The organism is Mesorhizobium sp. B2-4-2 (genome assembly GCF_006442845.1).
Classification (GTDB): Bacteria; Pseudomonadota; Alphaproteobacteria; order Rhizobiales; family Rhizobiaceae; genus Mesorhizobium.
The window spans coordinates 110,317-131,297 of sequence record NZ_VFVM01000004.1 but is presented as its reverse complement, the minus strand read 5'-3'; the positions used below and the strand labels follow the sequence as shown (position 1 = coordinate 131,297).

General features: G+C 63.8%; 24 protein-coding genes. 13 read left to right on the top strand and 11 right to left on the bottom strand.

Features of this window, described 5'->3' with window-relative positions:
* Nucleotides 1–12 precede the first annotated feature (12 nt).
* From FJ942_RS10865 to rlmN, 3 genes are read right to left on the bottom strand one after another with little or no spacing between them, the layout of a single operon-like run.
* On the bottom strand, nt 13–465 hold the full coding sequence (locus tag FJ942_RS10865; protein ID WP_140580217.1) for a hypothetical protein: 453 nt from the start codon (nt 463–465) through the stop codon (nt 13–15).
* Nucleotides 462–911: a hypothetical protein gene (locus FJ942_RS10860; RefSeq protein ID WP_140580216.1), complete on the bottom strand. Its 450-nt coding sequence runs from the start codon at nt 909–911 to the stop codon at nt 462–464. Before FJ942_RS10860 ends, FJ942_RS10865 begins: the two co-directional genes overlap by 4 nt.
* Nucleotides 908–2,143: a 23S rRNA (adenine(2503)-C(2))-methyltransferase RlmN gene (rlmN, locus tag FJ942_RS10855; RefSeq protein WP_140580215.1), complete on the bottom strand. Its 1,236-nt coding sequence runs from the start codon at nt 2,141–2,143 to the stop codon at nt 908–910. Before rlmN ends, FJ942_RS10860 begins: the two co-directional genes overlap by 4 nt.
* Nucleotides 2,144–2,409: 266 nt before the next feature.
* Between rlmN and FJ942_RS10850 the strand changes: the two genes are divergently transcribed.
* Nucleotides 2,410–2,709 (top strand): hypothetical protein, encoded by a 300-nt coding sequence (locus FJ942_RS10850; protein ID WP_140554786.1) that lies wholly within the window; start codon nt 2,410–2,412, stop codon nt 2,707–2,709.
* A gap of 129 nt (nt 2,710–2,838) precedes the next feature.
* Here FJ942_RS10850 and FJ942_RS10845 read toward each other — a convergent pair whose 3' ends face one another.
* Nucleotides 2,839–3,435: a Fic family protein gene (locus tag FJ942_RS10845; RefSeq protein ID WP_181169883.1), complete on the bottom strand. Its 597-nt coding sequence runs from the start codon at nt 3,433–3,435 to the stop codon at nt 2,839–2,841.
* A gap of 9 nt (nt 3,436–3,444) precedes the next feature.
* On the bottom strand, nt 3,445–3,651 hold the full coding sequence (locus FJ942_RS10840) for a hypothetical protein (RefSeq protein WP_140897702.1): 207 nt from the start codon (nt 3,649–3,651) through the stop codon (nt 3,445–3,447).
* Between the two features lie 359 nt (nt 3,652–4,010).
* Between FJ942_RS10840 and FJ942_RS10835 the strand changes: the two genes are divergently transcribed.
* The gene (locus FJ942_RS10835) at nt 4,011–5,366 is read left to right on the top strand and encodes a chloride channel protein (RefSeq protein ID WP_140563906.1); all 1,356 of its coding nucleotides are present in this window, start codon (nt 4,011–4,013) and stop codon (nt 5,364–5,366) included.
* A gap of 54 nt (nt 5,367–5,420) precedes the next feature.
* On the opposite strand, the gene FJ942_RS10830 is transcribed toward FJ942_RS10835, so the two are convergent.
* From FJ942_RS10830 to FJ942_RS10820, 3 genes are all read right to left on the bottom strand, one after another.
* Entirely contained in the window at nt 5,421–5,924 is a 504-nt protein-coding gene (locus tag FJ942_RS10830) for an invasion associated locus B family protein (protein WP_140492199.1), read from the bottom strand.
* Between the two features lie 275 nt (nt 5,925–6,199).
* Entirely contained in the window at nt 6,200–6,562 is a 363-nt protein-coding gene (locus FJ942_RS10825) for a YkvA family protein (RefSeq protein ID WP_140897700.1), read from the bottom strand.
* Nucleotides 6,563–6,734: 172 nt separating this feature from the next.
* The gene (locus FJ942_RS10820) at nt 6,735–7,028 is read right to left on the bottom strand and encodes a 4a-hydroxytetrahydrobiopterin dehydratase (protein WP_140897698.1); all 294 of its coding nucleotides are present in this window, start codon (nt 7,026–7,028) and stop codon (nt 6,735–6,737) included.
* A 51-nt stretch (nt 7,029–7,079) separates the two neighbouring features.
* Between FJ942_RS10820 and FJ942_RS10815 the strand changes: the two genes are divergently transcribed.
* A complete protein-coding gene (locus FJ942_RS10815) occupies nt 7,080–7,598 on the top strand; it encodes a low molecular weight protein-tyrosine-phosphatase (RefSeq protein ID WP_140492208.1) in 519 nt (172 codons plus the stop codon).
* On the opposite strand, the gene thpR is transcribed toward FJ942_RS10815, so the two are convergent.
* Both thpR and FJ942_RS10805 read right to left on the bottom strand, forming a co-directional pair.
* Nucleotides 7,502–8,098 carry an RNA 2',3'-cyclic phosphodiesterase gene (gene thpR, locus FJ942_RS10810; RefSeq protein ID WP_140524588.1) on the bottom strand — a complete coding sequence of 199 codons (597 nt, stop codon included), beginning with the start codon at nt 8,096–8,098 and terminating at the stop codon, nt 7,502–7,504. The two genes, FJ942_RS10815 and thpR, sit on opposite strands and share 97 nt — an antisense overlap.
* 127 nt (nt 8,099–8,225) lie before the next feature.
* Nucleotides 8,226–8,870, bottom strand: coding sequence for an arylesterase (locus tag FJ942_RS10805; RefSeq protein WP_140897696.1), 645 nt, complete (start codon nt 8,868–8,870; stop codon nt 8,226–8,228).
* 83 nt (nt 8,871–8,953) lie between these two features.
* Here FJ942_RS10805 and FJ942_RS10800 point away from each other — a divergent pair, with 83 nt between their 5' ends.
* From FJ942_RS10800 to FJ942_RS10785, 4 genes are all read left to right on the top strand, one after another.
* Entirely contained in the window at nt 8,954–9,649 is a 696-nt protein-coding gene (locus FJ942_RS10800; protein WP_140655007.1) for an ABC transporter ATP-binding protein, read from the top strand.
* A complete protein-coding gene (locus FJ942_RS10795) occupies nt 9,649–12,198 on the top strand; it encodes an ABC transporter permease (RefSeq protein WP_140897694.1) in 2,550 nt (849 codons plus the stop codon). Before FJ942_RS10800 ends, FJ942_RS10795 begins: the two co-directional genes overlap by 1 nt.
* 240 nt (nt 12,199–12,438) lie before the next feature.
* A complete protein-coding gene (locus FJ942_RS10790; RefSeq protein WP_140492223.1) occupies nt 12,439–13,212 on the top strand; it encodes a Bax inhibitor-1/YccA family protein in 774 nt (257 codons plus the stop codon).
* A gap of 124 nt (nt 13,213–13,336) precedes the next feature.
* Nucleotides 13,337–13,918, top strand: coding sequence for a GNAT family N-acetyltransferase (locus FJ942_RS10785; protein ID WP_140897692.1), 582 nt, complete (start codon nt 13,337–13,339; stop codon nt 13,916–13,918).
* 39 nt (nt 13,919–13,957) lie between these two features.
* Here FJ942_RS10785 and FJ942_RS10780 read toward each other — a convergent pair whose 3' ends face one another.
* Nucleotides 13,958–14,344: a DUF2794 domain-containing protein gene (locus FJ942_RS10780; RefSeq protein WP_140492230.1), complete on the bottom strand. Its 387-nt coding sequence runs from the start codon at nt 14,342–14,344 to the stop codon at nt 13,958–13,960.
* A 535-nt stretch (nt 14,345–14,879) separates the two neighbouring features.
* On the opposite strand from FJ942_RS10780, the gene FJ942_RS10775 reads away from it, so the two are divergent.
* From FJ942_RS10775 to FJ942_RS10750, 6 genes are all read left to right on the top strand, one after another.
* On the top strand, nt 14,880–15,542 hold the full coding sequence (locus FJ942_RS10775) for an XRE family transcriptional regulator (protein ID WP_140492232.1): 663 nt from the start codon (nt 14,880–14,882) through the stop codon (nt 15,540–15,542).
* 35 nt (nt 15,543–15,577) lie between these two features.
* Nucleotides 15,578–16,648 (top strand): extracellular solute-binding protein, encoded by a 1,071-nt coding sequence (locus FJ942_RS10770; RefSeq protein ID WP_181169881.1) that lies wholly within the window; start codon nt 15,578–15,580, stop codon nt 16,646–16,648.
* 23 nt (nt 16,649–16,671) lie between these two features.
* Complete coding sequence (locus FJ942_RS10765; RefSeq protein WP_140514018.1) at nt 16,672–17,535, top strand: ABC transporter permease; 864 nt, start codon at nt 16,672–16,674, stop codon at nt 17,533–17,535.
* Nucleotides 17,535–18,332, top strand: coding sequence for an ABC transporter permease (locus FJ942_RS10760; protein ID WP_140559228.1), 798 nt, complete (start codon nt 17,535–17,537; stop codon nt 18,330–18,332). The genes FJ942_RS10765 and FJ942_RS10760 overlap by 1 nt, the downstream gene beginning before the upstream one ends.
* The gene (locus FJ942_RS10755) at nt 18,329–19,441 is read left to right on the top strand and encodes an ABC transporter ATP-binding protein (protein ID WP_140563913.1); all 1,113 of its coding nucleotides are present in this window, start codon (nt 18,329–18,331) and stop codon (nt 19,439–19,441) included. The genes FJ942_RS10760 and FJ942_RS10755 overlap by 4 nt, the downstream gene beginning before the upstream one ends.
* Before the next feature lie 123 nt (nt 19,442–19,564).
* Complete coding sequence (locus tag FJ942_RS10750; RefSeq protein ID WP_140670664.1) at nt 19,565–20,950, top strand: FAD-binding oxidoreductase; 1,386 nt, start codon at nt 19,565–19,567, stop codon at nt 20,948–20,950.
* The last annotated feature ends 31 nt before the right edge of the window (nt 20,951–20,981 follow it).

Here is a 20,981-nt window from a genome sequence, read left to right as displayed (position 1 = left end):
CTCGGTTCGAGGTCAGGGTTCGGCTTTCCACCAGGTTCCGGCCCAGCGCCCGGCGCTGAGCCAATAGAAGATGCCCCCGACCATGCCGCCGCCGATGACGGCGGCCATGGCGCGCGGCTCGGTGACGGCGAATGGCGTGTCGCCCATCTGGTCGGCGAAGCCGACGAAGACGGCGGCGACGATCGCACCGGCCAGCGCATAGAACAGCCAATCGCGCCGGCCGAGAATCTCGGCGATCAGAATCACGAGGGCCGCCGGCATGAAGGCGAAATAGGCGGCAAACAGCGCGACGAAGGGGATCGAGAAATAGAGCGAGGCGGTCGCCGCCGGCTCCGCATGCGCCGGCGTGTAGCCGAGGGAGGCCAGGAACAGGACATTGAGGAACGCGCTGGCCGCCAGCGCGGCGACGGCATAGCCGAACAGGATGACGGCAAGGCGCACGATATAGGCGACGAGACGGGTCATTGCGAATCCCGGCGTAAGGGATGGCCGGACTTGCGCCCGGCCAGAAACCAGTAGACCGAACCGGCGGCAATGCCGGCGGTGGCCAGGAACCCGAGAAAGCCCGGGTTGAAAACAAACCCTCCGGCCGAGCCCGGGACAAGAACCCCGAATGCGATGGACGTGATCGCGCCCGTGGCCGCGAAGTAGAACCAGCCCCGAAGCGACAAGCGTTCGGCCATGAAGATCGCGGGGCCGACGATCAACAGCGCGCAGACCGCCACCGTCGCTACCGCGAGCGGGAAGGAAACCAGCCAGTCGAATGCGAAAACGATGGACCAGTTGCCATATTCGAGCCCTTCCAGAAGAGCGATCAGCAGCACAGGCACCAGGATCGAGGTCAGCACGGCGGCGATATAGCCGACTGCTATGAAGACGAAGCGCTTGAGCCCGGCGACGAGACGCCTCACGCCTCGCCGTGCCCCGCGATCATCATGGCTTCCAGCGCCAGCCGGTCGACTTTGCGCATGCGCTCCGATTCCGATTTGAGCTGGCCGCAGGCGGCGAGGATGTCGCGGCCGCGCGGCGTGCGGATCGGCGAGGCATAGCCGGCGTTATTTATGTAGTCGGCGAATTTCTCGATCGTCTCCCAGTCCGAGCACTGGTAGTTGGTGCCGGGCCAGGGGTTGAACGGGATCAGGTTGATCTTGGCCGGAATGCCCCTGAGCAGCTTGACCAGCGCCTTGGCGTCGTCGAGGGAATCGTTGACGTCCTTCAGCATCACATATTCGAAGGTGATGCGCCTGGCGTTCGACAGGCCGGGATAGGCGCGGCAGGCGGCGATCAGCTCCTTGAGCGGATATTTCTTGTTGATCGGCACCAGAAGGTCGCGCAGATCGTCATTGGTGGCGTGCAGCGAGATGGCGAGCATGACGCCGATCTCCTCGCCGGTGCGGAAAATCTCCGGCACCACGCCTGAGGTCGACAGCGTGATGCGGCGCTTCGACAGCGAAAGGCCGTCGCCGTCGGAAGCAATCAGCAGCGCCTTCTTGACCGCCTCGAAATTGTAGAGCGGCTCGCCCATACCCATCATGACGATGTTGGACACTTTGCGGCCCTCGGCCGGCACGATGGCGCCGTCGGGCGTGTCGCGGTCGGGGAAATCGCCGAGCCGGTCGCGCGCGGTGAGCAACTGGGCGAGGATTTCCTCGGCAGTCAAGTTGCGCACCAGCTTCTGCGTGCCCGTGTGGCAGAAGGAGCAGGTCAGCGTGCAGCCGACCTGCGAGGAGATGCAGAGCGTGCCGCGGCCTTCCTCGGGGATGTAGACAGTCTCGATCTCGACCGGGCGACCGGCGCCGCGCGGCGGGAAGCGGAACAGCCATTTGCGCGTGCCGTCGGCGGAGACCTGCTCCTCGACGATCTCGGGCCGCGCCACGGTGAAATGCCTGTCGAGTTCGGCGCGCAGATCCTTGGAAATGTTGAACATGCCGGCGAAATCGGAGACGCCGCGCACATACATCCAGTGCCAGAGCTGCTGTGCACGCATTTTTGCCTGGCGCTCCGGCACGATGCCGGACGCGACGAGCGCCTCGCCCAGTTCGGCGCGCGTCAGGCCGATCAGCGACGGCTTTTCCGGCTGTATCGCGCGGGCGCGCAACGCGTCGCGGGCGCCTTCGGCGGTGAGGTCGAATGAAAGGGTCATGGTTGCACTGATATAAGCGGTTTGCGGCCGATTTCATCCATCGGCCCGATATGAAGCGCGGCCCATAGCACAGCTTGGCGGCGGAGTCATGCGATGGCGAGGCGATCCGTGCGCCGACCGATTGACAGATGCGCCGGCCGGTCAGACCTGCGGTCCCTGCTTTTCGCCCGAAAACGGATCACTTGATCGTGTTGAAGTAACGGTTCTCACCGCGCGTTCGAACCCTGAATGGGGCAACCATGCCCCGACAAATGGGAGTATGCACGATGAACTCTATCAAGCTCGCCGTCATTGCCAGTTTCGTCGGCCTTTCCGCCTCGCAGGCATTTGCCGAAGACGCGATGGGCACAATGACAATGATGAAGGCAGGGCAAGTCACGGCAATCATGCCGGACGGGCATATGGGCACCATGACGCCGGACGCGAAAATGAGTGCCGAGATGATGAAGATGGCAAAGCCGATCAAGCACTGCATGATGATGATGACCGACGCCAAGGGCAAAGCCTTCATGATCGACACGTCGACCAAGAAGGCTCAGGCGGAATGCGAAAAAATGGCCATGTGAGGCCTGCCGTCGATCGATATTCCCGCCGGCTCGAAGGTCGGCGGGAGCCGTGCATGAAGCCGATCACATAATCAATGCGAAAACGACGATTATGTCTGCCGCCCCATAACAGGTGTTTATAATCGATTATTACGCTTCGGCCAGCTGGGCCTTGAGAAGCTGTTGCAGGTAGTCAGCAAGCACAGACACATCAAAGTGTCCATTTGCCCAATGCTTATCAGCTTCCTTCAGGGCCTCATAGTAAGGCTGACGATTCTCGCGTATGCGCTCCGGGACAATCTTGGTGCCAGGTAAGAGCGCGCCATAGCGCATACAGATGAGATAGTAGCAAGCGGCGCGCGCAGTGCGGCCATTCCCTTCGACGAACGGGTGGATCCAGTTCATGCGCCATAGTGCATAGGCCGCTAGGGTCGTCGGATGCTCGTTGATCGTCCAGTTTTCATGGACGACTGACAAGAACTGGTCCATCAAATTCGCGACTTTATCGAAATGCGGCGGTAGATGCTTGCCTACATAAATGGGCTGTTCCCGGTATCTTCCACCGAACTGTGCGATGTTCGTGACGGCGGCATGGTTGAGGGACCAAAGCGTATATTTGTCGAACGCTTCGATCCCTTTTCGCAAGCCGATTTCGATGCAGTTCGTCAGTAGGTCATACTGACGAAGCAAATTCTGCTCTTGGATACGAGCAAAAAACTCCGGGTCGTCCTTTTCGCGGACGGACAATCGAGGCTCTTACGACGCCAGTAGGATCGAATGAGAAGCCTTACGGACCGATTCTTTCGTGATGAATTCGGAGTCCGGCGAATTACCGAACGCAAAGCTAATTCTCTGCTCCGAAAGCTGGGCCTCGGTGACAGGAGTTTTCCGGGCCTTCTCCAGCAGAGTGGCCAGCTCTGGGTCAACGGCGGTATCGCTCAGAAACTGCTTGCGGTTTGCCATCGATCAATCTCCCAAAATGACTCTGTCGATTCGTTTTTGCTGCTGTCGGTGCAGCGGGAACGATCAACGATTGTGATTAAGGAACAGTTCCAACGGGTTGTTCACGGCTTGTTCCTTCTTGAGCAAATAGGCTGATTTGCGCGGACCGTCAAATCACAACTATGATTACAACGCAAAAGCAAACGATAAACGACAGGCTCACGCAAGTTTCGTCGCATTAGCGTCAAATTTGCAAACTGGTTTGCCTGGCGCCGACCCATCCATGCACATCATGAAGAATGCGGCGATAAAGCTGTCCCGACTTATCTTGATCGAGGCCATGCCTGTGTTAGGGCTGGGGTTCCGTCGAGAGGACAGACATGGCCGGTACAGTGCGAAAATACCCCTTGCTGCGGCGTTCGCGCGCGATGTGGGGCTCTCGCCGGGTGTGGCAGCCGCGGCTGGTGTTCTGGGCCGGCGCGATCTGCATCGGCGTGATCAGCGTGCTGTTCGCGGTGCTCGCCGACAAGGCGCAGGCGCTGTTCCATGCCATGACCGGCGATGACGGCGGCTGGCGCTTCTACCTACCTTTGGCGATCACGCCGCTCGGCTTCGTGCTGTGCGCCTGGCTGGCGCAAGCCTTCTTTCCGGGCTCGCAAGGCAGCGGCATTCCGCAGGCGATCGCCGCGCGGCATCTGCGCGACGATGACGACCGCGGCCATATCCTGTCGCTGAAGCTGGTCGCGGGCAAGATCGCGCTCACCCTGGTCGGCCTGTTCTGCGGCGCTTCGATCGGCCGTGAGGGACCGACCGTGCAGGTCGGCGCGTCGTTGATGCTGCAGGCGGCACGCTGGGGCGGCATGGCGCAGGCGCGCGGCCTGATCCTGGCCGGCTCGGCCGCCGGCATCGCGGCCGCCTTCAACACGCCGCTGGCCGGCATCGTCTTCGCCATCGAGGAAATGGGCCGCACCTACGAAGCGCGGACCAACGGGCTGGTGCTGACGGCGGTGATCCTGGCCGGCATCGCCTCGCTCGGCCTGCTTGGCAACTACACCTATTTCGGTGTCTCGAAGGAGACGATCTCGTTTGCCGCCGAGTGGCCGCTTGTGATTGCCTGCGGCGTCATCGGCGGCGGCCTCGGCGCGCTGTTCTCGCTCCTGGCGCTGAAGGCGACGCGCCGGATCCGGCGCTGGAACACGGGGCAGCCCTTGCGGCGCGTCCTGCTGGTCGCCGCCATCTGTGGGCTCGGCGTCGCGGCGATCGGCATCGCCTCGGGCGGCCTGACCTTCGGCACCGGCTACGCGCAGGCGCGCGGCGCCGTTGAAGGCACGCCGCTGCCCTGGTTCTTCTTCGCCGAGAAGTTCCTTGCCGGGCTGCTGTCGATGGTCTCGGGCATTCCGGGCGGCATCTTTGCGCCTTCGCTTTCGGTCGGCGCCGGCATCGGCAGCTCGCTCGGCCTCGTCTTCGGCGCCAGCACGGGTGCGGCCGCGTTGCTCGGCATGGCCGGTTATTTCGCCGGCGTCGTGCAGGCGCCGATGACGGCCTTCGTCATCATCCTGGAGATGACCGGCAATCACGACAATGTCATCGCGCTGATGCTGGCCTCGATGCTGGGCTACGGCACGGCGCGCATGATCTCGCGCGAGCCGCTCTATCATGCGCTGTCGCGCGTCTTCATCGCGGAAGCGATCCGCCGGCGCAGGGCGGAGGCGGCGCCGGAACCAGGTCCGGCGTGAAAAACAAAGGCCGGACCCAGCGGTCCGGCCTCTCTGTTCAAAGCGAAATTTCGACTATTTGCAGTTGGCGATCGACGACAGCGCCGCCGAGATGCCTTTCAGCGAGAAGACGTAGGAGGTGGTGTTGCCGCGGCCGGACTTGGCCTGCACCTTCATGTCGGTGCCGGATTTCATGGCGGCGATCAGCACCGGCTCCTCGGCGGCGTTCTCGACCCAGGCCGACTTGCCGCGCGTGAACATCGAAAACGTCTTCTTGTCGATTGTGACGGTGGCCTTGGAGTTTTCCTGGAAAGTGTAGCCGGCGATGAATTGCGGCTCGTAGGATACCTGCTGGCCGGGCCGCTGGCTGACGAAGAAGAACATGTCGCCATGGTCGAGCGTCGGCGGCTGCTTGTCGGTCGGCACGGTGAGGACATAGCAGACCTTGCCGCCCGATGCCTGGTAGCTGTAGGTGCCCCAGGCATTGTGCTGGCCGATCTTGGTCGCCTGCTGCGCCATCGCCGGCGCTGCGAAGGCCACCAGGACCAGGCTCGAAACTGTAGCAATCAATCCGCGCATCGTTTTTCCCGTATTCCAAATGGTGCGGAGGCGGGCCGCGTGGCGTCCTGCCGTCGCTTCATTTTGATTTAATCTGGGTTACCAAACGGTGAATTACCTCTGAGAAAAGGACGCTCACCCCAGGAAACCGCCGCCGTCTTCGCGCCGCCGCCTTTCAAGCGGCTGGCGCGATGTCCCTTCGGCGACTTGGAGGGCATGAAAGCGGCAAGAGTTTGACTTTTCCACAAGCCCTCTGAACGCTGGTGTCCAGCGCGCGCGAAGGCCGGTTCCAGGGCTCAGCCCTTGTCCGATATGGCGTCCTTGGCGGCCTGCCGGTGCGCCGGCGTGATATGGGCGCTGACGGCGGTGATCGCGGCGGTGAGCACGGCGATATCGTCGGTGAAGCCGAGGCCGAGGATGAAGTCGGGGACCATATCCACCGGCAGGACGAAATAACCGAGTGCCGCCACCAGGATGCCTTTTGCGCGCAGCGGCGTGTTCTTGTCCAAGGCGCAGTAATAGGCCGCGACGACATCTTCCATGAACGGGATCTGCCGCGCGGCCTTCTTGGCCGTGCGCCAGAATTTCTCGCGCACCTCGCCCTCACCGCCCAGCCTGTCGCCAAAGCCGAAGAAATCAAAACCGAATTTTTGCGCCATCAATTTCTCCTTGCGGGCTCATGCGCTTGCCTGCGCATGGCCGCGGGGCAAAATGTGGTGAAACCCGACGCTTGCTGCAAGAGCTTGGGAGATCGCTGGCCTGAAAATCGGAATCAGTTTTTACCGCGTCGAGCTACAGTTGAGGGATGTTGCGCCGCCTCCTCCAACCATCCTAGCCAACAAAGCGGTTCATTTTTTTCGCCAACTCGATGTCAAGCGCCGTGACTCCGCCGGCATCGTGCGTGTTCAGCGTCACGTCGACGGTTTTGTAGACATTCGACCAGTCGGGATGATGGTCCATCTTCTCGGCCGCAAGCGCGACGCGGGTCATGAAGGCGAAGGCTTCGGAGAAATTCCTGAAGGTGAACGTCCGTTTGATGGAAGCGCCATCCGCAGCCAGCGACCAGCCTTCGAGGTCTGTCAGCGCCGCGACGATGGCTTCCTTGCCAAGTTTCTCTCTCGTCATGTCCGGTTCCTGTGCTATTTCGAAGATGACTTTCACCATAGCGCCGGATCGATGAGCACGAAGCCCATAAAATCCATTCTGTTCGTCTGCCTGGGCAACATCTGCCGTTCGCCGCTGGCGGAAGGCGTGCTTCGTTCCGTGCTGACGGAACGTGGACTGGGCCGCGACATAGTGCTCGATTCAGCCGCAACCAGCGACTGGGAGGCGGGCTCCGCCCCCGATCGGCGTTCGATCGCCATCGCGTCGCGCCACGGCATCGACATATCGGAACTGCGGGCACGCAAGATCGCGCCCGAGGATTTCTCGCGTTTCGACCTGATCTTCGGCATGGACAGGTCGAACGTCGCCGACCTGAAGACGCTGGCGCCCGCCGGCGTGCGCGACCGCATCCACCTGTTCCTGGAATTTGCGCAGGGAAAGGCGCGAGACGTGCCGGATCCCTATCACGACGGCGAGGAAGCCTTCGCCGAGGTCTACCGCATGATCCGCGAAGCGTCGGAGGCGCTGGCGACGCGGCTTGCCGCGCGCGTATCGGCGCCCGACAGCGGCCAGGCTTCCTCGACGATGTAGGGGCCGCCGCCGACCGAATCGCGCGACGACATCAAGACGAACCGGCTGATGCGGAACGGCAATGTCGAAAAATTGCCGCGCGCCGAAAGATATTGGGCGACGTCCAGCGGGCTCGAATTGCGCAGGCGGGCCAGTGTGACATGCGGCATGAACTTGCGCGGATCGGCCGGAATGCCGAGCCGCTGGCAGATGCGCTCGATTTCAGCCTGAAGCGCCGAGAGATCCGGCGAGGCAGAGACCCCGGCCCATACGGCATGCGGTTTCTTCTGGCCGAAAGCGCCGACGCCCGACAGCGTCAGCGGGAAGGAGGGGCGGTGGACGCGGTCGAGCGCGTTGGCGATCTCGTCGGCGACATGGCCTTCGACATCGCCGATGAAGCGCAGCGTCAGATGATAGTTCTCGACGTCGATCCAGCGGGCCCCGGGCAGGCCGCCCCTGAGCAGGGACAGCGAAAGGGCGGCGTCACGCGGAATTTCGAGGGCGGTGAAAAGACGCGGCATGAAGAGCCTCCCTTCCTCGAATCGAACTGTGCCCCCAGCGAATCATCGATAATCAAACGGGGCAAGAGGTTTGTTGGTCACAGGTCTCGTCAAAAAGATTTCCCCAACGGAAAGGGCCTATCCCGTCTCACGATCCTCCCGGCACCGCCGCGATGGCCTTCTCGACCGCAGGCAGGATGCGCTCGACCATCTGGGCGACCCCCTTGGCGTTCGGATGCAAGCCATCCTCAAGCTGCAGGGCGGACCGGCCGGCTACGCCGTCGAGAAAGAACGGGTACAAGGTAACGCCGTATTTTGCGGCCAGTTCCGGAAAGATGGCGTCGAAGGCGTTCTGATAATCGGCGCCGAGATTGGGCGCTGCGCGCATGCCGGCCAGCAGAACGGCGATCTTGCGCTGTTTCAGCTTGGCCAGCATCGTATCCAGGTTCTTGCGGGTGATGTCGGGGGAAACGCCGCGCAGCATGTCGTTGGCGCCGAGTTCGAGGATGACAAGCTGTGTGCCGTCCGGCACCGACCAGTCGAGCCGCGCCAGCCCGCCGCTGGAGGTGTCGCCGGAAACGCCGGCATTGGCGACGGTCACATCCCTGCCCCTGGCGCGCAGCGCCGCCTGCAGCCTGTCGGTAAAACCTTCGTCGGGTCCGAGGCCGAAGCCGGCCATCAGGCTGTCGCCGAAACCGACGATCTTGAAAGGCTCGGCGCGTGCCGACGAAATGGCGCCGCAAATGGCGAGGAAAACGATCAGGCCTGCGGCAATTCTGCGTTGGAAAGACATGCGGCAGGTCCCATATGACAGAGAATTCTTCCGGCGACGGCCCGGCAGGCGAAGCCCTCATCTCCATATAGGACGCTTTCATTTTGACAGAAGCCGTCATCGAGCTGAAAGACGTATCGCTGACATTGGGCGAAGGCGCCTCGTCCGTCCATGTGCTGAAGGGCGTCAGCCTCGATGTGGCGCGCGGCGAGGCGACCGGCATCGTCGGGCCGTCGGGGTCGGGCAAGTCGACGCTGCTCATGGTTCTCGCCGGTCTGGAAAGGGTCGATTCGGGCACGGTACGAATCGCCGGCGAGCTGCTCAACGGCAAGAGCGAGGATCAGATCGCATCGTTTCGGGGGCGAAACATCGGCATCGTGTTCCAGTCCTTCCATCTCATCCCCAATATGACGGCGCTCGAAAATGTCGCCGTGCCGCTGGAGCTGGCCGGCCATGCCGATCCGTTCTCGGTGGCGGAACGCGAGCTGGCGGCCGTGGGTTTGAGCGACCGCGTCACGCACTATCCCGGCGAACTTTCGGGCGGCGAGCAGCAGCGCGTCGCGATGGCCCGGGCGCTGGCGCCGTCGCCGCGCATCCTCATCGCCGACGAGCCGACCGGCAATCTCGACCAGGCGACCGGCAAGCAGGTCGCCGACCTTTTGTTCGCCAAGGCGGCCGAGCGCGGCATGACGCTGGTGCTGGTCACGCATGATCAGGCGCTCGCGGCGCGCTGTTCGCGCCAGGTCTCCATGCGCTCCGGCAGGATCGAGGCACCGGCGCCGACCAAGGCCATCGCCTGATGTCACCGGCGCGGACGTTGAAGCTCGCCGTCCGCTTCTCCTTGCGCGAGATGCGCGGCGGCCTGTCCGGTTTTCTGATTTTTCTTGCCTGCATCGCGCTCGGCGTCGCGGCGATCGGCGGCGTGAATTCCGTGGCCCGCTCGATCAGTGGCGGCGTTGCCAACCAGGGCCAGACGCTGCTTGGCGGCGATCTGCGCTTCCAGCTTAACCAGCGCGACGCAAGCGAAGCCGAACGCGGCTTCCTCGATGGGCTGGGCACGGTGTCGAGAACCGCCAGCATGCGCTCGATGGCGCGGCTTGCCGACGGCTCCGATCAGGCGCTGGTCGAGGCCAAGGCCGTCGACGAGGCCTATCCGCTTTACGGTGCGCTGGAAACCGAGCCGGCGCTGACGAAGCAGGAACTGTTCGGCGAGCAGTTCGGTGTTTTCGGCGCGGCCGCGCCCGACTTGCTGTTTGAGCGGCTGCATGTGAAGCTCGGCGATCGGCTGAAGCTCGGAACCGCCACCTTCGAACTGCGCGCCAGGCTGGTCACCGAGCCCGATGCCGTGTCCGAAGGTTTCGGTTTCGCGCCGCGCCTGATGATCTCGACCGAGGGCCTGGTCGCGACAGGGCTGGTTCAGCCGGGCAGCCTCGTCGAGAATTCCTACAAGATCCGGCTGGCCCCCGACGCCGACGAGGCGCGGCTCAAGGCCATCCAGGACAAGGCTGCCAAGGATTTCCCGGAGTCCGGCTGGTCGATCCGCACGCGCAGCAATGCGGCCCCGGCGCTCTCTTCCAACATCGAACGCTTTTCGCAATTCCTGACTTTGGTCGGGCTGACGGCGCTGGTGGTCGGCGGCGTCGGCGTCGCCAACGCGGTGCGCGCCTATCTCGACGGCAAGCGCGGCGTCATCGCCACCTTCAAGAGCCTGGGCGCATCGGGCGGCTTCGTCTTTGCCGTTTACCTCGTGCAGATCCTGATGATCGCGGCCCTCGGCATCGCCGCCGGTCTGGTGCTCGGTGCGCTGATGCCCTTCGCCGCGAGCGCCGCGCTTCAGTCGGTCATTCCGGTGCCGGCGCAAGGCGGCTTTTATCCCGGCGCGCTCGGCATGGCGGCGCTGTTCGGATTGCTGGTGACGCTGGCCTTCGCGCTGCTGCCGCTCGGTCGCGCCCGCGATGTGCCGGCGACCGCGCTGTTCCGCGAGATGGGACTGGAAGGCCGCGGTTTTCCACGCGCTATCTATGTCGTTTCGGCGCTCGGCATCGCAGTGCTTCTTGCAGCGCTCGCCATCCTGTTTTCGGGCGACCAGCGCATCGCTTCGATCTTCGTCGGGGCCACCATCTTCGCCTTCCTGGTGCTGCGCCTGGTCGGTGCGCTGGTGCAATGGGCGGCAAGGAAGAGCCCGCGCGTGCGCTTCGTGGCGCTCAGGCTCGCCGTCGGCAACATCCATCGGCCAGGCGCGCTGACGCCGTCGGTGGTGCTGTCGCTGGGGCTTGGCCTGACGCTGCTGGTGACGCTGGCGCTGATCGACGGCAATCTGCGGCGGCAGATCTCCGGCAGCCTGCCTGAGCGGGCGCCGAACTTCTTCTTCGTCGATATCCAGAGCAGCGATGTCGACGGCTTCTCCAGTCTGATCAGCAAGGAGGCCCCGCAGGGGACGCTGGCCAAGGTGCCGATGCTGCGCGGCCGGGTGATGGCGCTCAACGGCGTCGCCGTCGACAAGGTCAAGGTGCCGGCGGAGGGCGCCTGGGTGCTGCGCGGCGACCGCGGCCTGACTTATGAGGCCAAGCAGCCGGACAACGCGACGCTGACCGAGGGGAACTGGTGGCCGGCCGATTATACCGGCGAGCCGCTCGTCTCGTTTTCCGACAAGGAAGGCAAGGAAATCGGGCTGAAGCTCGGCGATACCGTCACCGTCAACGTGCTCGGCCGCAATGTCACGGCCAGGATTGCCAATTTCCGCCAGGTCGAATGGGAGACGATGGGCATCAACTTCGTCATGGTGTTCTCGCCCAACACATTTGCCGGCGCGCCGCATGGCTGGGTGGCGACGCTGACCGAAAAGAGCGCCACCGTGGCTGATGACGCCCGCATCCTCAATGCCGTCACCCGCGCCTTCCCGGCAGTCACTACGGTCCGCGTCAAGGACGCGCTCGACATCGTCAACCGTTTGGTCGGACAGCTCGGCGCGGCGATCAGGGCGGCGGCCGGCGTGGCACTGATCGCGTCGGTGCTGGTGCTGGCCGGCGCGCTCGCCGCCGGCAACCGGGCGCGCATCCATGACGCGGTGGTGCTGAAGACGCTCGGTGCGACGCGGCTGACGCTGATATCGGCCTTCTCGCTCGAATACATGCTGATCGGCCTCGCCACGGCGGTCTTCGCGCTCGCCGCCGGCAGTGCCGCCGCATGGTTCGTCGTCGCCCGCATCATGACATTGCCGTCGCATTTCATGCCGGAAGTGGCGGTGGCGACCATTCTCTTTGCGCTGGTCATCACCGTCGGCATCGGTCTCGCCGGCACCTGGCGGGTGCTCGGCCACAAGGCAGCGCCCGTGCTGCGAAACCTCTGAGTCCGCATCGCTTCCACCCCGCCGACGGCCGGCATTTGGTTAAATCGACGTAATGTTTCGCGGCCAAAGGGCTGGAAAACCGCGCCATGCGTGCCTCACGAAGCATTACACCCGGTTACGGTCTTGTTCTTGACGCGAATAACCATCATATTTCGCCGCAGGCATGCTGGAGTCCCGCCAGCGGCGCCTGGGTCCGGGTGGACCCGACACCGGACGGGGCAGAAGCAATAGAGGACCACAATGGCTGAACCCATTCGCAACTATCAGACGCGCGCCGTGCCCGGCGCCGCCGTCGACATCGATCAGGGCCTGCGCGCCTATATGATCAAGGTCTACAATTTGATGGGGCTTGGTCTCCTCATCACTGGTCTTGCCGCCGTCGGCACGATCATGCTGGCCACAACCACCGATCCGGCCTCGGCTGTCGCGACGCTGCCGAGCGGCGAGATGCTGACCTCGTTCGGCTACGCGATCTTCGGCTCGCCGCTGCGCTGGCTGGTGATGCTGGCCCCGCTGGCCGCCGTTCTGTTCCTGTCGTTCCGCGTCCAGTCGATGAGCGTGTCGGCGGCGCAGACGACGTTCTGGGTCTATGCGGGCCTGGTCGGCCTGTCGCTGTCGTCGATCTTCCTGGTCTACACCACCGCCAGCATCTCGCAGACCTTCTTCGCCACCGCCGCGGCCTTCGGCGCGCTGTCGCTGTTCGGTTACACGACCAAGCGCGACCTGACGGCGATGGGCTCGTTCCTGATCATGGGCGTGTTCGGCATCATCATCGCGATGGTGATCAACATCTTCCTGCAGTCGTCGGCGCTGTCCTTCGCCGTCTCGGCGATCGGCGTGCTGGTCTTCGCCGGCCTCACCGCCTACGACACGCAGAAGATCAAGGAGATGTATTTCGAGGGCGACGCCTCCGACGTCGCTGGCCGCAAGGCCATCATGGGCGCGCTGACGCTCTATCTCGACTTCATCAACCTGTTCATGTTCCTGCTCCAGTTCATGGGCGACCGCCGCTAAGGGCTGGTCCGCGTCATGGTCTGACTGGACCATCGGGTTTGGAAGGGGCGGCCCAACGGCCGCCCTTTTCTTTTGCGCCGACCTTTGCTGTTATTGCAGGCAGACAAAGAGGCCTGCATAAAGAATGAGCACTATCGTTATACGGGCCGCACGCGCGGCCGACCTCGACACCATTACGCAAATCTATGCCGACGCTGTGACCCGCGGCACGGGGAGCTACGAGCTGGAGCCGCCAGGTCGCGCCGAAATGGGCACGCGATTCGACACGCTCCAGGCCGGCGGCTTCCCTTACCTTGTGGCGGAAAAGGATGGCGCCGTGCTCGGCTATGCCTATGCCGGTCCCTTCCGGCCGCGCCCGGCCTATCGCTTTGTCGTCGAGGACTCCGTCTATGTCGCGCCTGATGCCAAGGGCCAGGGTGTCGGCCTCAAACTGATGCAAAGCCTGATCGCGGCCGCCGAGGCTGCGGGCTTTCGCCAGATCGTCGCGGTGATCGGCGATGGCCATCCCGACAGCGCTTCCGTCAAGCTGCACGAAAAGCTCGGCTTTCGTCATTCCGGCCGCCTCGAAGGCTCCGGCTACAAGCACGGCCGCTGGCTGGACACGGTGTTCATGCAACTGGCGCTGAACGGCGGGGCATCCGCCCCGCCAGATCCGGAATCATTGCCGGAACGGAAATTCCACCAAGAAAAACAAGGACTTAGATGAGCGCCAAGGCTGAGGTCAACCGAGCAATTGCGCCGCGGTTCAGGCCTCGACCAGCTTCAGCTTGCTGTCGAAGACGCCGAGCACGCGGCCAAGCTCCTGCCCGCGCTTGAGGATACGGCCGCCCGCGGCGATGACGGCGAAGGCGCCTTGCTTGCGTGCCAGCTTCGGGTCCTTGACGATTTGGAACAGCGGCACCTCGCTGGCCCGGCGGAACACCGAAAACACGGCCCTGTCGGTGAGATGATCGATAGCGTAGTCGCGCCATTCATTGGCGGCGACCATGCGCCCGTAGAGTTTCAGGATCTGGTCCAGTTCGCGCCGCTCGAAGCGCACCGGCTGGTCGAGGCGCGCGCCGCGTGCCTCGTGGAGCGGGATCAGTATCGCGGATGCGTCGCCATCCTCCGTCCCGCCGCCGTGATCGGTCATGCCTCGATCCTTCAGAAATGAATCTTTGCCAACCAAAGTTGGCGCTTTCGCTATCGAATTGCAAGTGCCGGCGAAGCGGTGCGGACCCGCGCCATTTCCGTCGCGTCCAGTCACGTTTGCAAACGACATGTTGGAATTGGTGATGCTCCGCCACATTCTGGCCATTTTTTATCCGCGCTCATGCCCCAATGTCCGACGAATTTACCGGCGTTGCCTGAGACGGTTCGGTCCGGCACCGGCTCGTAAACCCCAAGCCCCCCGCCCACGGGTCTGCGTCGGATCGAACCAACCTCGGTTTTTCCTCGGAAAGACCGGGTGCGACGATCCCAAAACCTAAATGACCGACGTCAGAAGCAAGCTGACGTCGGTTTTTTCATGCCTGGATCGCCGCTAAGGTGGATTTCCCGCCATATGGACGGTTTCAGCCCGATCCGGTGCGACCGGCAGGATCGATGCGGCCGAAGTCTTGGCATGCCGTCCGCGCTTGCCAACGCCATCGCCACTTAATAAGGTGTTAAGTGAAACGGGAGCGGCAATGCCACGCGTATCGGACTCCACGGCGAAAGAGGTGAATGGCACGGTCGCGGCCACCCCTGAGGCCGGCGGCGTCGGTCCCCGCATCAAGGCGCTGCGCATGGCAAGGCGCGTCTCGCTGCGCCGGTTGGCCGATATGACCGGCACGACGGCGAGCTTCATCAGCCAGCTCGAGCGCAATCTGTGCGGCGCCAACACAGGCACGCTGCTCAGGATCGCCGCCGCTCTCGATCTCGGCATCAACGACCTGTTCGAGGGCAGCAGCCGTCCGTTGCACAAGGTGCTGAGGCGCGAGGAACGGCCTGTCGTTCCCGTCGGCGTGCGAGGCCGCAAGATGCTTTTGTCGCGGCGGCCGATCCATCAGTTCGAGGTTTATGCGGGGCATTTCGAGGTCGGCGGCTCGACCGGCGACGACGCCTATGTGCATGGCGGCGAGCATGAGATGTTCATGGTGCTCAAGGGAACCGTCGAACTGACGCTTGCCGACGAGCGCCATCTGATGCGCGAAGGCGACAGCGTCGAATACGCGACTTCGGTGCCGCACCGCACGGTCAATGTCGGCGACACACCGGCGGAGGTGCTCTGGATCATCGCGCCGCCGACCGCCGGCGCGCTGGAACTCGATCAGTACAGGCCCGGAAACCGCTCGCATCCGGGTGAATGAGAACAAATGCGAGCTCTGGAATGGGAGAGTTGAACATGAGAGTGAAATTTGCACATGCGGCGTGCCTGGGCGTGCTTCTGGCGGCGACGGCCGCGCTCGCGCAATCGAAGCCGGTTGCCGGAGAGGTGGCCGAAGGCTCGCTGAAGGGCAAGACCCTGACTTTCGTGTCCTATGGCGGCATCTACCAGGACGGCCAGGCGGCAGCGCTCAAGGAGTTCGTGGACAAGTCGGGCGTCAAGCTGCTCAATGACGGCCCGACCGAGATCGCCAAGCTGCAGGCGCAGGTCGAGTCCGGCAATGTGACATGGGACGTTGTCGATACCGACGATCTGCCGCCTTTTGTCTATTGCGGCAAACTGTTCCAGAAGCTGGACTTCACCAAACTCGACGTCTCGAAAATTCCCGAGGGCCAGGTCGGCGAGTGCTCGGTGCCGGCGATGAACTACGGCGTCGTGCTGATGTACAACACCGAAAAGTACAAGGACAATCCGCCCAAGAGCTGGGCCGACTTCTTCGACACGCAGAAATTCCCCGGCGTGCGCGGAATCGACGGCTCCGGCAGCCCGACCGGTGGCTTGCTGGAACAGGCGTTCAAGGTTGCCGGCGGGGACCCCAAGGCGATGACGGTGGCCGATATCGACAAGGCCATCGATGTGGTTCGCAAGCTCGGCCCCGATACCATCTTCTGGAAGACGGGTGCAGAATCGCAGCAACTCGCCGAATCCGGCGAGGCCGACATGCTGATGATGTGGACAGGCCGCGCCATGACCGCGGTCAAGAACGGCGCCAAATACGCACCGGCCTGGCAGGACTGGCTGGTGGTGATGGATCAGATGACGATCCCCGTCGGCGCCAAGGACACGGAGGCATCCTACGCGCTGCTCAACGCCTATCTTGGCAAGCACGCGCAGGAGGTGTTGACGGAGCAAACGTCTTACACGCCGATCAACAGTGAAGCGCAGCCCAAGGTCGACGCTTCCGTCTCCGCTTTCCTGACCAACACGCCCGAACGCCAGAAGCAGGGCTACAAGCAGAACTTCAAGTTCTGGGTCCCGAACTTCGCGGTGGCGCAGGAGAAGTGGTCCGCGCTGATGTCCGGCAACTGACCGGCTGAGGGAGACCAAAAGCCGTGAGCGCGTCCCAGCCAACCATTCCGGCCGCCGAAAGGCGCCGGGCGTGGCGGCCGTTCGCGCTCGCGCTGCCGGCGCTGGTCCTGCTTTTCGCGGTGATTGGCTATCCGCTGCTCACCATCGTCGTGCGCAGCCTGTCGGAGCCGCAGTGGGGCCTGCAGAACTATATCTGGTTCTTCGGCGCGCCCATCAACCTTGCCGTGCTCCGGCGGACCTTCCTCATTTCAGCATGGGTCACGCTGGTCTGCGTGGTTTGCGCCTATCCCTATGCCTATCTGATGACCGCGGTCCGACCACGCGTGCGCTTGGTGCTGCTGCTCTGTGTGTTGATCCCGTTTTGGGTGAGCGGCGTGGTACGCACTTTGTCCTGGGTGATACTGCTGCAGGATTCGGGGGTCATCAACTCGATCCTGCGGGCGCTCGGGTTCGGTGGGATCAGGCTGATCCGCACCCAGACGGGCGTGGTCATCGGCATGGCGCAGGTGCTTTTGCCTTTCATGATCCTGCCGCTCTATTCGGTCATGAAAGGCATCGATCTCAGGCTGATGCAAGCCGCGCGGAGCCTCGGGGCGAGACCCTCGCGCGCGTTCCTCACGGTGTATCTGCCGCTGTCGCTGCCTGGCGTCTATGCCGGTGCGATCATCGTCTTCATCCTGGCGCTCGGCTTCTACATCACGCCGGCCCTGCTCGGCGGACCGCGCTCGACGATGCTGTCGACGCTGGTGCAGACACAGGTGCTCAGCCTCCTGCAATGGGGCAGGGGCGGGGCCATGGGCGTGGTGCTGCTCGTCACGACCTTCGTGCTGCTGGCGCTTGCCGCGCCCGTGATGCGGTCCAGCCATCGGCAAGCGGGGCGGCCCTGATGGAGATGAAGCCGCTTACCCGCCTCATGCTGGGCCTTGTCTGCCTGCTGGTAGCCATATGGTTGGTGGCACCGACGCTCGTCGTGGTGCCGATGTCATTCAACGAGAACAAATCGCTGGCATTTCCACCCCAGGGCTTCTCCTGGCAATGGTACGAAAATTTTGTCACCAATCCGGATTGGTCGACCAGCTTCCTCAACTCACTGAAGGTCGCATCGATCGTTGCGGTTCTGGCAACGGTGCTCGGCACCCTTGCCGCCTTCGGCCTCGACCGCATGCAGGCGCGGCCGGCAAACCTCCTGCGCATGCTGATGCTGACGCCGATGGTGGTGCCGGGCGTGGTCCTGGCCATCGGCATCTACGCCGTCTATCTCGACACGCGGCTTGTCGGCACACTGCTCGGCTTCGTTCTGGCCCACACCATCCTTGCGCTGCCTTTCGTGTTGATCGCCGTTTCGGCCAATCTCGAAGTGTTCGACAAGCGGCTGGAGACAGCCGCGGCGAGCCTGGGCGCAGGTTCGCTCACCACGTTCCGCACGGTGACGCTGCCGCTGATTGCCCCCGGGGTACTGTCAGGCCTGCTGTTCGCCTTCGCCACCTCCTTCGACGAGATCGTCGTGTCGCTGTTCATCACCAATCCCTATCTCAAGACGTTGCCGGTGCAGATCTTCGCTTCCATCACGCGCGACGCCGACCCGACGGTCGCGGCCGTCGGCACGATCCTCTTATGCGCAACGACACTGCTGATCGGCGGCGGCATGCTGCTTCTTGGCCGTGAGCGGAAGGGAGGCTTATGAATCAGAAAGCGGAAAATCGCGGTGCGGCGATCGACCTGGAGTCGGTAAGCAAGGCCTATGGTTCCTTCAAGGCGCTCGACGGCGTGTCGCTGCGAATCGAGCCGGGTGAATTCATGACGCTGCTCGGCCCGAGCGGCTCAGGCAAGACGACGACGCTGAACGTGATCGCCGGCTTTACCGACCTGACCAGCGGCAAGCTGCTGGTCGGGGAAAAGAGCGTGGTCGGCGTGCCGGCGCACAAGCGCAACATCGGCGTGGTGTTCCAGCACTATGCACTGTTCCCGCACATGACGGTCGGCCGCAATGTCGCCTATCCGCTGAAGCTGCGCGGCGTCACCGGGGCAGAACGCGAACGCCGCGTCCGCCACGCGCTCGACATGGTCAAGATGGCCGATTTCGGCCATCGCTTTCCAAGCGAGCTTTCGGGCGGCCAGCAGCAGCGCGTGGCGCTGGCCCGCGCCATCGTCTTCGATCCGCCGCTGCTGCTGATGGACGAGCCGCTCGGCGCGCTGGACAAGAAACTGCGCGAATGGCTGCAGCTCGAGATCAAGCGCATCCACCGCGAACTCGGCACCACCTTCGTCTATGTGACGCACGACCAGGAGGAGGCGTTGGTGCTCTCCGACCGCATCGCCGTGTTCAACCGCGGCGGCATCGAGCAGATCGGCACCGGCCGCGAACTCTACGACGAGCCGGCGACGCTTTTCGTCGGCAAGTTCATCGGCGATTCTACCGTGCTGCGCGGCCCCGCCGCCACTTCCGGCAAGGAGACGGCGATCGAGATATCAGGCCAGAGAGTGGCGACCGCCAAGCGTCTCGCCGATGGCGGCAAGCCGGTGATGCTGCTGCGCCCCGAAAAGCTGGCGCTTGCGCGTCGCGGCGGCGGCGGGGATGGCCGCAACCGGCTCGCCGGGCGTATCGGCGAGGCCATCTATCTCGGCTCCGGTTCCAAATACGAGGTGGAGCTCGCCGACGGCTCGAAAGCCATCGTGCGCTCGACGCTCGAGGCGGACACCTTTGCCATTGGAGACGAGGTCGACGTGCTCTTCGCCGGCGGCGACGTGAAACTGCTCGCCGATGACGACAAGGCCGACCTGACGCTTACCTGAAACAAAGCGGCCTCGCCTTTCCATGGAAAACGACGGGCCGCCTCCTCTCTTGGTTTTGAACGCAGTTCCGGACGGGAAACCGCTCCACACTTTCCTGGAATCGCACGGAGAACGGATCACAAGATGCAAGCCCAGCGCAATGGCGACGTGTCGTTCTGGTATGCCGACATAGGCGGTCCACCGGCCAGCCGCCCACCCCTGCCCGGCGACATCGAGGCCGATGTCTGCATCGTCGGCGCCGGCTATACCGGACTTTGGACGGCCTACTATCTGAAGAAGGCAGAGCCCGCGCTGCGCATCGCCATCGTCGAAAAGGAGTTCGCCGGCTTCGGTGCCTCGGGCCGCAATGGCGGATGGCTGTCCGGCGGCTTCAGCTGGTCGCGCGAGAAATATGCAAAAACCTCCTCGCGCGGGGCGGTGATCGACATGCAGCGCGCCATGTCCGGCACGGTCGACGAGGTGATCGCGATTGCCGCTGCCGAAGGGATCGACGCCGACATCCGCCGCGTCGACAACATCACCGTCGCCACCAACGCCGCGCAGCTTGAGCGCGCCAAAGCCGAGTACGAAGAGGCCCGGCACTGGGAAATGCCGCCGGAGCGGTTGGCCTTCCTCGGTGCGCAGGAAGCGCGCGAGCGCATCGCCATCGACAATGTATTGGGCGCCTTCGTCGTGCGCGACGTCGCGCGCGTGCAGCCGGCCAAGCTGGTGCAGGGTCTGGCGGCGGCGGTCGCGCGGCTCGGCGTTCCGATCTACGAGCAGACGCAGGTGCTGGCGCTCGAGAAGGGCAAGGTCACCACCGACCGCGGCGTCGTGCGCGCCGAAAAGATCGTGCGCGCCACCGAGGGCTTCACCGCCGGCATTGCCGGCTACGAGCGTCTCTGGCTGCCGCTGAACAGCGCCATCGTGGTGACCGAGAAGCTGCCGCAGAAGCTCTGGGACGAAATCGGCTGGAGCGGCTACGAGGTGCTGGGCGATGCCGCGCATACCTACTGCTATGCGCAGCGCACGCGGGAAGGCCGGATCGCCATGGGCGGCCGGGGCGTGCCCTACCGCTTCGGATCGCGCACCGACAGGCGCGGCAAGACACAACAGGCGACCATCGACCAGCTGCACGAGATCCTGACCAGGCTGCTGCCGCAGACCAAAGGCGTGCGGCTCGACCATGCCTGGTGCGGCACGCTCGGCGTGCCGCGCGACTGGTGCACGACGTGCGGCTTCGATCGCGAAAGCGGCATCGGGTGGGCCGGCGGCTATGTCGGGCTCGGCGTTTCCAGTTCGAACCTGTCCGGCCGCACCTTGCGCGACCTGGTGCTCGGACACGACACGGAGCTGACCCGGTTGCCTTGGGTCAACCGCACGGTGAAGAAATGGGAGCCGGAGCCGCTGCGCTGGCTCGGCGTCCACGCCATGTACCAGCTCTACCGCATCGCCGACCGGCGGGAGGCAAATGGCCTGGGGCGGACGTCGCGCCTCGCCGCTTTCGCTGATCGCCTGACCGGCCATTGAGGCAGGTCACTCAAACGCGATTCCGTTTGGT

Excerpts from the sequence above, each read along its gene's own strand:
- FJ942_RS10775 (WP_140492232.1), top strand. The coding sequence starts at position 14,880 with ATGCCACGCGTATCGGACTCCACGGCGAAAGAGGTGAATGGCACGGTC.
- FJ942_RS10790 (WP_140492223.1), top strand. The coding sequence starts at position 12,439 with ATGGCTGAACCCATTCGCAACTATCAGACGCGCGCCGTGCCCGGCGCC.
- FJ942_RS10850 (WP_140554786.1), top strand. The coding sequence starts at position 2,410 with ATGAACTCTATCAAGCTCGCCGTCATTGCCAGTTTCGTCGGCCTTTCC.
- FJ942_RS10825 (WP_140897700.1), bottom strand. The coding sequence starts at position 6,562 with ATGGCGCAAAAATTCGGTTTTGATTTCTTCGGCTTTGGCGACAGGCTG.
- FJ942_RS10815 (WP_140492208.1), top strand. The coding sequence starts at position 7,080 with ATGAGCACGAAGCCCATAAAATCCATTCTGTTCGTCTGCCTGGGCAAC.
- FJ942_RS10835 (WP_140563906.1), top strand. The coding sequence starts at position 4,011 with ATGGCCGGTACAGTGCGAAAATACCCCTTGCTGCGGCGTTCGCGCGCG.
- FJ942_RS10785 (WP_140897692.1), top strand. The coding sequence starts at position 13,337 with ATGAGCACTATCGTTATACGGGCCGCACGCGCGGCCGACCTCGACACC.
- FJ942_RS10770 (WP_181169881.1), top strand. The coding sequence starts at position 15,578 with ATGAGAGTGAAATTTGCACATGCGGCGTGCCTGGGCGTGCTTCTGGCG.
- FJ942_RS10865 (WP_140580217.1), bottom strand. The coding sequence starts at position 465 with ATGACCCGTCTCGTCGCCTATATCGTGCGCCTTGCCGTCATCCTGTTC.
- rlmN (WP_140580215.1), bottom strand. The coding sequence starts at position 2,143 with ATGACCCTTTCATTCGACCTCACCGCCGAAGGCGCCCGCGACGCGTTG.
- FJ942_RS10750 (WP_140670664.1), top strand. The coding sequence starts at position 19,565 with ATGCAAGCCCAGCGCAATGGCGACGTGTCGTTCTGGTATGCCGACATA.
- FJ942_RS10840 (WP_140897702.1), bottom strand. The coding sequence starts at position 3,651 with ATGGCAAACCGCAAGCAGTTTCTGAGCGATACCGCCGTTGACCCAGAG.
- FJ942_RS10755 (WP_140563913.1), top strand. The coding sequence starts at position 18,329 with ATGAATCAGAAAGCGGAAAATCGCGGTGCGGCGATCGACCTGGAGTCG.
- FJ942_RS10830 (WP_140492199.1), bottom strand. The coding sequence starts at position 5,924 with ATGCGCGGATTGATTGCTACAGTTTCGAGCCTGGTCCTGGTGGCCTTC.
- FJ942_RS10805 (WP_140897696.1), bottom strand. The coding sequence starts at position 8,870 with ATGTCTTTCCAACGCAGAATTGCCGCAGGCCTGATCGTTTTCCTCGCC.
- thpR (WP_140524588.1), bottom strand. The coding sequence starts at position 8,098 with ATGCCGCGTCTTTTCACCGCCCTCGAAATTCCGCGTGACGCCGCCCTT.
- FJ942_RS10760 (WP_140559228.1), top strand. The coding sequence starts at position 17,535 with ATGGAGATGAAGCCGCTTACCCGCCTCATGCTGGGCCTTGTCTGCCTG.
- FJ942_RS10780 (WP_140492230.1), bottom strand. The coding sequence starts at position 14,344 with ATGACCGATCACGGCGGCGGGACGGAGGATGGCGACGCATCCGCGATA.
- FJ942_RS10820 (WP_140897698.1), bottom strand. The coding sequence starts at position 7,028 with ATGACGAGAGAGAAACTTGGCAAGGAAGCCATCGTCGCGGCGCTGACA.
- FJ942_RS10795 (WP_140897694.1), top strand. The coding sequence starts at position 9,649 with ATGTCACCGGCGCGGACGTTGAAGCTCGCCGTCCGCTTCTCCTTGCGC.